Source organism: Georgenia sp. G2120 (assembly GCF_055326485.1).
In genome coordinates, this window is record NZ_JBUZNL010000003.1 from 141849 (window position 1) to 153462 (window position 11614).

Here is an 11614-nt window from a genome sequence, read left to right on the forward strand (position 1 = left end):
GCCCGCCTCGCTCATGCGCCCGATGATGATCGGCAAGATCCACCGGGCCACGATCACGGGTGCCGACCTGCACTACGTCGGCTCGCTCACCGTCGACGCCGACCTGCTCGACGCCGCGAACCTCCCGCCCGGCCACCAGGTCGACGTCGTCGACATCACCAACGGCGCGCGCCTGACCACCTACGTCATCCCCGGCGAGCGGGGCAGCGGCGTGCTGACGATCAACGGCGCGGCCGCCCACCACATCCAGGCCGGCGACCTCGTCATCGTCATCGCCTACGGCCACCTCTCCGACGAGGACGCGCGCTCCTACGAGCCGTCCGTCGTGTTCGTCGACGAGGACAACCGGATCGTCGAGTGCTCGCACGAGCCGGGGCAGGTGCCGGACACGGACCGCGGGAGCGCGCCCGAGATGGAGTCCTCCGGCGAGACGTTCGCGTCCTACCGCGCGGCGAAGGCCCGGCACACGCTGCCGAAGGGCTGAGCGGGCTCTCGGACTACCCTGGCCCGGTGACCGAGACTCCCGAGACCCCCGACGACGACACCCCCGAGCAGGTCCGCGTCCGCGCCGAGAAGCGCGCGCGGCTCCTGGCCGCCGGGACCGACCCGTACCCGGTCATCCTGCCGATCACGACGACGATCGCCGAGGTCCGTGCCGCGCACGGCGACCTCGAGGCCGGCACCGAGCTGGACGACGTGCTCGTCGGCGTCGCGGGCCGCGTGATGTACCTGCGCAACACCGGCAAGCTGTGCTTCGCCACCCTGCAGGCAGGCGACGGGACGCGCATCCAGGTCATGCTGTCGCTCGCCGCGGTCGGGGAGGAGTCCCTCGCGGCGTTCAAGTCCGACGTCGACCTCGGTGACCACCTCTACGTCCACGGGCACGTGGGCGCCTCGCGCCGCGGCGAGCTGAGCATCTTCGCCCGCCCCGGGCAGGTCGCCGGCGAGCCCGCCCCCGCCTGGCGGATTGCCGCCAAGGCCCTGCGGCCCCTGCCGAAGACCTACGAGACGGCCGACGGCGCCGAGTCCTCGCTCTCGGAGGAGGGGCGTGTCCGGCATCGACACCTCGACCTCGTCATGCGTTCCGGGGCGCGGGACATGGTGCGGCTGCGCTCCGCCGTGACCCGCTCGCTGCGCCGCACGTTCGACGCGCGCGACTTCCTCGAGATCGAGACGCCGATGCTGCAGAACCTGCACGGCGGCGCGGCGGCCCGGCCGTTCGTCACGCACATGAACGCGTACGACACCGAGCTGTTCCTCCGCATCGCGCCGGAGCTGTACCTCAAGCGGGCCGTGGTCGGCGGGATCGACAAGGTCTTCGAGATCAACCGGAACTTCCGCAACGAGGGCGCGGACTCCACGCACTCCCCGGAGTTCACGATGCTCGAGGCCTACGAGGCGTACGGCTCCTACGACACGATGGCCGAGCTCACCCGGACGCTCGTGCAGACCGCCGCGCAGGACGCGCTGGGGACCACGCTCGTCACGCTCGCCGACGGCACGGAGTACGACCTCGGGGGCGAGTGGGCACAGCTGGGCCTCTACGAGTCGCTCGCCGAGTCCCTCGGGGAGGAGATCACCCCCGAGACGTCGGAGGAGGACCTGCGCTCGCTCGCGGATCGGCTCGAGATCCCGCTCGCGCCGCACCACACGCCGGGCAAGATCGTCGAGGAGATCTGGGAGGCGCGCGTGGGGGACCACCTGTGGGCGCCGACGTTCGTGCGCGACTTCCCGGTCGACACCTCGCCGCTCACGCGGGCGCACCGCTCGAAGTCGGGCACGGTCGAGAAGTGGGACCTGTACGTGCGGGGCATGGAGCTCGCGACGGCGTACTCCGAGCTCGTGGACCCGGTCGTCCAGCGAGAGCGCTTCGAGGCGCAGGCGCTCGTCGCCGCCGCCGGCGACCCGGAGGCGATGGTCCTCGACGAGGACTTCCTCCAGGCGATGGAGGCCGGGATGCCGCCCGCCGGCGGGATGGGCATGGGGATCGACCGCCTGCTCGCCGCCATGACCGGCGCGGGTATCCGCGAGACGATCACGTTCCCGCTGGTCAAGCGGATCTAGTCTGGATCCATGGACCACGCACGCCTCGGCGCCTCCGGACTGTCCGTCTCCCGCGTGGGTCTGGGGTGCAACAACCTCGGCCGCCGCGGGACCGTGACCGAGCACCAGGACGGCGCGTCCGCCCTGGTCCACGCGGCGCTCGACGCCGGAATCACGTTCTTCGACACCGCGAACTCCTACGGGCCGGCCACGTCCGAGACGCTGCTCGGGGAGGCGCTCAAGGGGCGCCGCGACGACGTCGTGGTGGCGACGAAGTTCGGGATGAAGGCCCACGACGACGAAGGGCCCGACTTCGGTGCGCGCGGCTCGCGGCGGCACGTCAAGCGGTCGGTCGAGCACTCGCTCCGGCGTCTGCAGACCGACCGGATCGACCTGTACCAGTACCACACGCCCGACGCCGACACCCCGATCGACGAGACGATCTCCGCCCTCGACGACCTCGTGCGCGAGGGCAAGGTCCTCTACGTGGGGCACTCGAACCTGGCCGGCTGGCAGATCGCCGACGCCGCCCACGTGGCCGAGTCGCTCGGCGGGGTGCAGTTCGTGTCCGCGCAGAACCACTACAACCTGCTCGACCGTCGCGCCGAGCAGGAGGTCATCCCCGCCGCCGAGCACTTCGGCCTCGGCGTGCTGCCCTTCTTCCCGCTGGCCAACGGCCTGCTCACGGGCAAGTACTCCGAGGGGGTGGCCCCGGCGGGTTCCCGGCTCACCCTCACGCGTCAGCACCTGCTCGACGACGAGAACACCCTCGCGACGCTGCGGAAGTTCGGCGAGTTCGCCCGTGCGCGCGACCTCACCGAGCTGCAGGTGGCCTTCTCGTGGCTGGCCTCGCGCGGCCCGGTGGCCTCGGTCATCGCCGGCGCGACGACGCCGGAGCAGATCCGGCAGAACGCCGAGGCCATCGCCTGGGTGCCGACCGAGGAGGACGAGGCCGAGCTCGACGAGCTGTTCCCGGCGGTCCCGAAGGTCGCGCCGTTCTGATCGTCCCCACCCGCGCCGCACGCTCCCTGCCTCGCGCACCCCGCAGGGTCGGTGGCGTCAGTCCTCGACGGGCTCCGGCGGCAGCCCGGCGGCCACCCGGAGGATCGTCCGTTCGGCGTCGTCGACGGTTGTTCGACGGGCTCCCTTGGCGACGAGGTCGCGGTACATCGCGGGCTCGGCGAGCGTGAGCGCGAGGCCGCGGCGCACGAGGTTGAGCGGCGGCTTTCTGCCCTCGTCCAGGTCTCTGGCCAGGCGGAACACGAAGGTCTGCAGTCGGGGGCGGGTGAGGCACAGGGCGTCGGCGAGGATCCCCTCCGTCCGGCAGGCGTCGATGATCTCGGCGGCGAAGATCCCTTCCGCGACGACGGCGCGGGCCGTGCCGAGCTCGATCGTCCTCGAGCTCACGCGCGCGTTCGACGGGATGTCGTAGACCGGGACCTCCACCGACCCCGTCGTCACGAGCTCGACGAGTGCCGCCACGGCCGCGGCGCCGTCCCAGCTGGCGGGGGAGTCCCAGTCGACCATGCCGTGGCGACGGGGCAGGCCGGGGTGGTCGCCGTCGAGGTAGAAGTCGTCGAGGGCGACGGTGGGCAGGCCGAGCCGGCGCGTGAGGCGCGTCTTGCCGGAGCCTGACGGCCCTGTCACGAGCACGACCCGTGCGAGCGGGGTCCGCGCCGCCTCGGGGATGTCGAACAGCGGTTCCTGCGCCGGTCGGGCTGGGGGTGTCGGGGGCGGGTCTGGGGTCGTGGGGGGCGGCGTCGTCGGGTCCGGGGTCCTCGGGTCCGGCGTCGGGATGCGCGAGGGGTGATCCGTCGCGCCCTCCCCGGGCGTGTGGCGGGTGGTGCGGGCGTCGTCGTCCATCGCCACCTCCGGTCCGTCGGCGGGCCGGTGCCCGCACCGGACAAGGGTAGGCGAGGCGTGCCGGCACGCCGGTACGTCGCCCGGCCGTGACTGTCGCGCGGGACCCGCCCCGATCCTCGCGTGTGCCATGCCCGTTGGGTGCGCCGGTGCCGCCGCTTGTGCCTGTGCCTGTGCCTGTGACTGTGACTGTGCCTCTGCCCCTACTCCTGCCAGTGCCTCCAACCCTGCCTCTGCGCCTGGCCTGGCGGCGCGTCGGCGATTCGCCCCACCGTTTGCCCCGGTCCCGATCTATCCACAGGACGCCTTCGTGACGTCTTGTCCACTTATTTCGGTTGATCTCGTGTGGTGTCAGTTCGTTGCGGTAGGCTTGGATCAGTTCGAACACAGGTTCGAGAAACTGGCTCGACGAGGAGGTGGCGAGATGACCGACACGAGTACCGAGACCCACGTTGTTGGCTCGCGCGCGGTCTCTCGATCGCCCCTCACTGCTTCTGGAGCCACGACCACGACCGCTCTCGCGTCGGGGCGTTGCGGCACCTCCACGGCCGGGTCGGACTCCGCGGTTCGCCCCGCAACCACAACGGAGTCCGCCTCTGCGCCTGACGTCACCGCCACGACCGGGCAAGACGCGGCGCCTCGGCCCGCCGACGCTCCCGGGTCCGCGAGTATCCCTGCCGTTCCCGCCGTACCTGCCACGGCTACCCGTACGACCGCGCCCGCTTTTGCATCGGCCCTTGCCACTCGGCCCCCTGGCCAGGCCGGCTCCGCGTCGCGGGCCGGCGGGACGTGGACCGACGCGCTGCTCGGGGACGACGCGCTCGGTGCGCTCCTCGTCGAGCTGTCCGGCGTCGAGGCTGCCGATGAGCCGGGGGAGATCGACCTCATCACACGGGTGGAGTCGGTCAAGTCGGCGCTCGCAGCCGTCCAGGCGCGTGCAGCGGTACGACTCGACGAGCGGCGGCGGGCGGCCGAGGCCGCGCGGGGCGTGCCTGCGCATGAGCGCGGCAAGGGCGTCGCGGAGGAGGTGGCGCTCGCCCGGCGGGACTCGCCGACGAAGGGCTCGCAGCATCTCGGGTTCGCCAAGGCGCTCCTTCGCGAGCTGCCCCGCACCATGACCCTTCTGGAGCAGGGCGACGTGTCGGAGTGGCGGGCCACGCTCGTCGCGCGCGAGACGGCGATGCTCGACGCCGAGGACCGCCGGGTCGTCGACGAGGCCGTCGCGACCGACCTGCCGCGACTGAGCGACGCACAGGCGGCTGCACGCGCGCGTCACCATGCCCGGCAGCTGGACCAGGCGTCGGCCGTGGAGCGGCTCGAGCGGCACAGGCGCGAACGCCGCGTCTCCGTCCGACCTGCGCCGGGCGGCATGGCCTACGTGACGGCGCTCCTCACGCTCACCGACGCGGTGGCGGTCAAGGCCTCGCTGCTACGGGCGGCCGACACCGAGGTCACCGAGGGTGGCACCGTTGCGCGTACCCGAGACCAGGTGGCGGCGGATCTGTTCGTCGAACGCATCACCGGCACGCGACCCGGACGCCCGGGAGGTGTCGACCTCACCCTCGTGATGACGGACGAGACGCTGCTGGGCGGCAACGAGCCGGCACGGATACCGGGGGAGGGTCCGCTCGACGCGGCCGTCGCGCGCGGCATCCTCACCGCGGACCAGGCGGGCGACGTCCAGCTGCGGCGCCTGTGGGTCGAGCCGGAGACCGGGCGGATCACGAAGATGGACGTCCGCTCGCGGCTCTTCTCCAAACGACTCCGGGCACTCGTGCTGGCGCGCGACGACCGATGCCGCAACCTGTGGTGCGGCGCGCCGATCCGGCAGGTCGACCACGTGCGCCCGCACGCGGCCGGCGGGACGACGGACGTCGCGAATGCGTCGGGGCTGTGCCAGCGGTGCAACCTCGCGAAGGAGAACGAGGGGTGGTCCCACAGCGTCGACGGCGAGGACCTCGTGGTCAGGACGCCGACGGGGCACACGTACTCGACCCGTGGCGGCTCGGCCCTCGCCCAGACGTTCCGGGCGAGCCGGACGGACGCCATGCGTCGGCGTTACGCCGAGAGCCGGGCGGCGCTTGCGGAGCTCGAGCAGCCGGTCCGAATCTCGGACGGCGTGGCTCCTTCGCAGCTGCCAGGCGTCGGAACCAGTGGCGATCCGCCCGGCTGGATCGCGGCGGCCGGTGGTGATCCACCCGAGATGGTGGAGCCGGACGATCGTGATTACCTGGACGACCTCGACGACCTGTCCTACGTGGACGACCTGGAGGAGTTCGAGGTGCCCGACATGTATGACCTGCCTTACCGCGGGGGGTGGTCGGGGTGAGCCCGTCCCTGGCGGGACCATGTCGGGCCGGTCAGGGGCACGTGGCACGATCTCCCCGTGAGCGACTTCGAGGCCGAGATCAGCCAGCTCGAGACCGCGGCGAGCAACGCCCGAGACGCGTCCGGCGAGATCGCCGACGTCGACCTGCCGGCAGCGGTCGACGGGATCGCCACGGCGATGCCCGGTTCGACCTCCGCGGTGTCGGCGCCAGAGCTGGGGACGAGCTGGACCGGGGAGAAGGATGCCCTCACCGGGGGGCTGGACGACTACGCGGCCGGGCTCGAGGCAGCGGCGCGCACCTACCGCGACACCGACGAGGCGGCGGCGCAGGACTTCGGCTGACCCCGGCTCAGCCGCCGAACGTGCGCACCGGCCGGCCCGGTACCTCGACCCGGATGCGGAAGACGGCGCCGGCCTCCGGCTCCGGGTCGTCGAGCTTCTCCCTGGACGTGGTGACGAACAGGTCGCGGCCGTCCTCGCCGCCGAGCGTGCATGCGGTGACGAGGCGGACGGGCAGGTCGACCGTCGCCAGCTCGGCCCCCTCGGGGGAGTACAGGCGCACCTTCCCGACGCGGTTGAGCGCGACCCACACGTTCCCCGCCGAGTCGACGGTCAGGCCGTCGGGCCGCTCGTCGGACGCTACGGTCGCGAAGCGCCGTCGGTTGCGGAGCCCGGCGTCGGTGACGTCGAAGACATCGGTCCCTCCGGCCGAGGTGTCGTTGTAGTACGCGAGCGAGCCGTCGGGGGAGACGTCGAAGCCGTTGGAGGTCGTCACCCGCTCGATGGCGGTCGTCACGTCCCCGCCGGGCGTGATCCGGTAGAGGCTCGCGACCTCCGGGCTGCGGTCGTACGCCATGTTGCCCGCGTAGAGGTTGCCGGCGGCGTCGCAGCCGCCCTCGTTCATCCGCAGTCCCTCGTGGCGCCAGAGGGTCAACCACGGTGAGGGCTCGGCGTCGGGCTCGTCGGACGTGGCCAGCCCACGCTCGGTGCCGACCACGTAGCCGCCGTCGGCGCGCGGGCGGACGAAGGCGGCGACGGCGGAGCCGGTCGGCAGGCGGTCGACCACGCCGTCGTCCCGGACGGTCAGCAGGTCCCCGGCGAGCATGTCGACGAACCGGAGCCCGCCCCAGCTCGCGGACCAGACCGGCCCCTCACCGTGATAGGCGACGGCGTCGGTGACCTGTTCGGGTGCCGAGTGCACGTGTGTCATGGGCCCATTGTCGACCACGGCCCGTCGCGGCGCGCCACCCGGGAGCGGGCCTGCCACGTGCTCCCGTCGTCGTCGATGGGGACTTCTCCCCGCGCGATCGTTGTCATGGATTCGGCCCTCGGGGCGCGACGTGGAAGATTCGTCCCGTCGGCACTTCCGGGACGCCGACGACGACGGACCTGCCCAGGAGATGCGCGCATGGACGATGCCGACGGCTCACCGCCCGAGCCGACCGACGCCGACCGGGAGATCACCGACCTCGCCGAGGCCGTCAAGGACGACCTCGATGCCGCGCTCGACGGGCTCACCTGGATCCAGAACCGCCCGCAGCTGAGCACGGCGCGCACCGGTCCGGGAGCGAGCGACCCGGTGGACCGGCACTACACGTTCGGCGTCGCCCGGCACCTCGACGAGGACGAGTGGGACCGCGCGATCGCGATCGTCGCGGCCCACGCCCGCCGGGTGGGGTACACGGGGGCCGAGCTCGCCGTCGACAGGCTCGAGGACCACGAGGCTCGGTTCTACGCCGAGGACGGCCGCATCCTCACCTTCGGCACCGCCGCCTCGACGATCTTCCGCGTGACCGTGCGACCGGGCGCCGGCCTGCCGGCGCACATGGGCGGACCAGGCGCGGCGCCAGGGTCCGGCGCCGTCGGCCCCGGCGCGCCCGACCCCGCCTCGGCCGGCTCGGCCTCGGCCGAGCCCCTCATCGGCCCCGCCGGCGCCGACCTCCCGGATGCGGCCCCCGACATCGTCGACGAGGTCCCGCGATGGTGACCTGGTCGGACGTGCGGAGCTGGTCGTCGTCGTCGCTCGCCGCCGAGGTCACCGCGCTCGGGAACGCTCGCGACACGCTGCAGGGCATCGAGGACGAGCTCGACGCGATGGTCACCCCCGCCGGCTGGACCGGTGATGCCGCCACCGCCGCCGGGACCCGCCGCACCCAGATCGGCACCGCCGCGCAGTCGATCGTCTACGAGGTCTCCCTCGTCCGGGCGGCCGTCGACGAGGCCGAGGACTCCGTGCGCACCGTCGAGGACAAGGTCGCCGACATCGACGCGCTCGCCAGCAGCCGCGAGGTCACGGTGGGCAGCGACGGCTCGGTCACCGACACCCGGACGCCGCCGGCCCAGTTCGACACGGTCGAGGACCGCGACGCGTACACGCGCGAGCGCCAGGAGGCCGTCGACGTCGTGTCGCAGGCCGTCACCGAGGTCCTCCTGCTTGCCGAATCCGCCGACACAACGCTGGCCGCGGTCCTCGACTCCGCGCACGGCGACCAGCTCGACTCGGGGCACACCGATCTCGCGGCGGCCGCCGCGGCCGGCGACACCGACGGGCAGATCACCTGGCCCCCGCCGCCCGACGGCGACGAGCAGGCCCAGGCGGACTGGTGGGAGTCCCTCACCCCGGCCCAGCGCCAGGAGATCCTCGACGACGAGCCGGACCTCGTCGGCAACCGCGACGGCATCCCGTCCACCGCCAGGGACGAGGCCAACCGCAACCGGCTCGACGGCGAGAAGACCGACGCCGAGGAGGCGCTGGCAGCCGCCGAGGCCTCGGGCGACCAGGGTGCGATCGACGACGCCCAGGCCGCGCTCGACTCGATCACCCAGGTCGAGGAGACGATCGCCCAGGACGACCGCTACCTCCTCCTGCTCGACACCGAGTCCGGCGACCGGGTCAAGGCGGCGGTCGCGAACGGCGACGTCGACACCGCGGACCACGTCTCCGTCCTCACGCCGGGGTTCACCACCACCGTCGACGGCAGCCTGGCGAGCTACGACAGCCGGATGTCCTCGCTCAAGGGGGTCACCGAGGCCGAGCTCGACCGTTACGGCCACCACGACCAGACGGTGGCGACGGTATCGTGGCTCGGCTACGACGCACCCCAGTGGGACGAGACGCTGTCCGGCAACTCCGTCGCGCTGTCCGGCGCCGCGCAGCGAGGCGGCGACGACCTCGCGGGCTTCTACACCGGGATCAACGCCTCGCGTCCCGTCGACCCCAACCTCACGGCGCTCGGGCACTCGTACGGGTCGACGACCCAGGGGTACGCGCTCCAGCAGGAGGGCACGGGGGTCGACAACGCCGTGTTCATGTCCTCCCCGGGCATCTCGACCGGCGATCTCGACGACTTCGACGTGCCGGGCGACGCGATCTACTACCTCGAGAACGACAACGACCTCATCGCCGACCTCGGCCGGTTCGGGCCCGACCCCACCGGCGTCGACGGCCTCACCCACCTGTCCACGTACGAGGGACAGACGGCGTACGGCGAGCACCGCGACGGCACCACCGGGCACTCCAGCGTCTTCGACGACGGGTCGATGGCGCAGCACAACACCGGGCTCGTCGTGGCCGGGCTCGAGGAGCACGTGGTCTCCGAGCGCGCGCACGAGTTCTGGACCGACCCGGTCGAGTGGCCCTGGTAGCCACGTCCGGACCGTCGGCCGAGGCGGTGGCATGATTCTCCGATGACGTCGCGACCAGGCACGGAGCCCCGTGGCGCGGTCGCCGTCCGGCCCGCGCTCGTGACGGACGTGCGCACGATCGCCAGGCTCGTCCAGCCCTACGCCGCCACGAACACGCTCATCACGAAGGACCTCGTCACCTACTTCGAGTCCGTCCAGGAGTTCCTCGTGGCCGAGGCGGACGACGGCACGATCGTCGGCTGCGGCGCCCTGCACGTCATGTGGGACGACATCGGGGAGATCCGCACGCTCGCGGTGGACGAGTCGTGGCTCCGACGCGGCATCGGCGGACTGCTCCTCCGGTCCCTCGTCGACCGCGCCCGCGCCCTCGGGCTCAAGCGTCTGTTCTGCCTCACCTTCGAGGTCGACTTCTTCGGCCGTCACGGCTTCGAGGTCATCGAGGGCACGCCCGTCGGCGTCGACGTCCAGGAGGAGCTCATGCGCTCCCACGACGACGGTGTCGCCGAGTTCCTCGACCTCGCCCGTGTCAAGCCGAACACCCTGGGCAACACCCGGATGCTGCTCGAGCTGTAGTACCCGGGGGAGGCACACCGTTCCCCACGACGACGCGGTTCTCTGCATGTCGGAGTCTTTGCCCAGGTCAGGGCAGGACAGAAGTCCCCACGGTCCGGATCTGCGACCCGCGCGGCGTGATTTCTAGCGTGGTGGGTGACCGAGCACGACATCGACACTCCGGTTCCTCGTGGCCGCAGCGGCCACAAGGGCAGGAAGGAGACGACCATCAACGCGAAGGTCACCCAGCGACTGGCGCTCGGCTCGAGCGCGCTGCTTCTCGTCGGCGGGATCGCCGCCTGCTCCGACGATGCGACGGACCCCGTCGAACCGCCCGCCGTCGAGGACTCGCAGGAGCCGGAGGCTCCCGACGAGGACTCGGCCTCCGACGAGGGGGCGCCCGACGGCGTCGCGCCCGGCCAGGAAGGTGCGTCCGACGGCGTCGCGCCCGGCGGGGACGGTGGCTCCGAGGGCGGCGTCGCGCCCGGCGAGGACGGGAACGTCCCCGGAGGGGAGATGCCCGACGACGGTGGGGTGCCCGACGACGGAGGGGAGATGCCCGACGACGGTGGGGTGCCCGACGACGGTGGGGTGCCCGACGACGGCGGAGCACCACCGGAGGGTGAGGCCCCTGAGGGCGGGGCCCCCGAGGGCGATCCGGCCGGGACCGGTGCGGCCGGCGTCGCGATCCACTCCGACTGGCTCGCCGTTCCGCTGCCCGAGGACTGGAGCGAGTTCGAGGAGGGCGTCTGGTCCGGCAACGACGGTGCTGCGCTGCACCTGAACGACTGCCACGCGCCGGACTCCGGGACGCTCGGCTACAGCGACTGCGTCGACTTCATCCCCCAGACCGGGGACCCGAGCGCGGCCGACCCGGACACCGAGGTCGACATCCAGCAGCTGCAGCCGGTCGCCGAGGGCCTCAACGCCACCGAGATCTCGGTGAGCGACGGCCAGACCGAGATCGTCTACTGGGTCGTGGAGAACCAGGAGACCGAGGAGGTCGCCGTCCTCGAGTACCAGAGCGAGGGTGTCGACGACGCGGTCCTCGAGTCCGTCCGCGAGATGTCGCTCCAGTGACCCGGCGGCACCCGTGACCCGGTAGCAGTCCGACCTCGGGGGGGGGGGGGGGGGGGGGGGAGGGTGCTACGGCGAGGGGGGGGTTGGGGAGGGGGGGTGTGGTAA

Annotated in this window: 11 protein-coding genes; 9 read left to right on the forward strand and 2 right to left on the reverse strand. The window is 72.4% G+C overall.

Annotated features, from left to right (window positions below):
- Window positions 1–22 precede the first annotated feature (22 nt).
- Genes panD through ACZLMO_RS04575 form a run of 3 tightly spaced genes read left to right on the forward strand, consistent with a single transcriptional unit; the run spans window position 23 to window position 3045 of the window.
- On the forward strand, window positions 23–484 hold the full coding sequence (gene panD / locus ACZLMO_RS04565) for an aspartate 1-decarboxylase (protein WP_463653114.1): 462 nt from the start codon (window positions 23–25) through the stop codon (window positions 482–484).
- A 26-nt stretch (window positions 485–510) separates the two neighbouring features.
- Window positions 511–2064, forward strand: coding sequence for a lysine--tRNA ligase (gene lysS / locus ACZLMO_RS04570; RefSeq protein WP_463653010.1), 1554 nt, complete (start codon window positions 511–513; stop codon window positions 2062–2064).
- Window positions 2065–2073: 9 nt separating this feature from the next.
- Window positions 2074–3045 (forward strand): aldo/keto reductase, encoded by a 972-nt coding sequence (locus tag ACZLMO_RS04575; RefSeq protein WP_463653011.1) that lies wholly within the window; start codon window positions 2074–2076, stop codon window positions 3043–3045.
- A gap of 57 nt (window positions 3046–3102) precedes the next feature.
- Here ACZLMO_RS04575 and ACZLMO_RS04580 read toward each other — a convergent pair whose 3' ends face one another.
- A complete protein-coding gene (locus ACZLMO_RS04580; protein WP_463653012.1) occupies window positions 3103–3906 on the reverse strand; it encodes an ATP-binding protein in 804 nt (267 codons plus the stop codon).
- An 892-nt stretch (window positions 3907–4798) separates the two neighbouring features.
- Here ACZLMO_RS04580 and ACZLMO_RS04585 point away from each other — a divergent pair.
- Both ACZLMO_RS04585 and ACZLMO_RS04590 read left to right on the forward strand, forming a co-directional pair.
- Window positions 4799–6232 carry an HNH endonuclease gene (locus ACZLMO_RS04585; RefSeq protein ID WP_463653013.1) on the forward strand — a complete coding sequence of 478 codons (1434 nt, stop codon included), beginning with the start codon at window positions 4799–4801 and terminating at the stop codon, window positions 6230–6232.
- Between the two features lie 57 nt (window positions 6233–6289).
- On the forward strand, window positions 6290–6574 hold the full coding sequence (locus ACZLMO_RS04590) for a hypothetical protein (protein ID WP_463653014.1): 285 nt from the start codon (window positions 6290–6292) through the stop codon (window positions 6572–6574).
- A gap of 7 nt (window positions 6575–6581) precedes the next feature.
- On the opposite strand, the gene ACZLMO_RS04595 is transcribed toward ACZLMO_RS04590, so the two are convergent.
- Window positions 6582–7442: an SMP-30/gluconolactonase/LRE family protein gene (locus ACZLMO_RS04595; protein ID WP_463653015.1), complete on the reverse strand. Its 861-nt coding sequence runs from the start codon at window positions 7440–7442 to the stop codon at window positions 6582–6584.
- A 198-nt stretch (window positions 7443–7640) separates the two neighbouring features.
- Between ACZLMO_RS04595 and ACZLMO_RS04600 the strand changes: the two genes are divergently transcribed.
- From ACZLMO_RS04600 to ACZLMO_RS04615, 4 genes are all read left to right on the forward strand, one after another.
- Window positions 7641–8219 (forward strand): LppA family lipoprotein, encoded by a 579-nt coding sequence (locus tag ACZLMO_RS04600; protein WP_463653016.1) that lies wholly within the window; start codon window positions 7641–7643, stop codon window positions 8217–8219.
- A complete protein-coding gene (locus ACZLMO_RS04605; protein WP_463653017.1) occupies window positions 8213–9877 on the forward strand; it encodes an alpha/beta hydrolase in 1665 nt (554 codons plus the stop codon). The genes ACZLMO_RS04600 and ACZLMO_RS04605 overlap by 7 nt, the downstream gene beginning before the upstream one ends.
- Before the next feature lie 42 nt (window positions 9878–9919).
- On the forward strand, window positions 9920–10450 hold the full coding sequence (locus ACZLMO_RS04610) for an amino-acid N-acetyltransferase (RefSeq protein WP_425713687.1): 531 nt from the start codon (window positions 9920–9922) through the stop codon (window positions 10448–10450).
- Between the two features lie 135 nt (window positions 10451–10585).
- On the forward strand, window positions 10586–11509 hold the full coding sequence (locus ACZLMO_RS04615) for a hypothetical protein (protein ID WP_463653018.1): 924 nt from the start codon (window positions 10586–10588) through the stop codon (window positions 11507–11509).
- The last annotated feature ends 105 nt before the right edge of the window (window positions 11510–11614 follow it).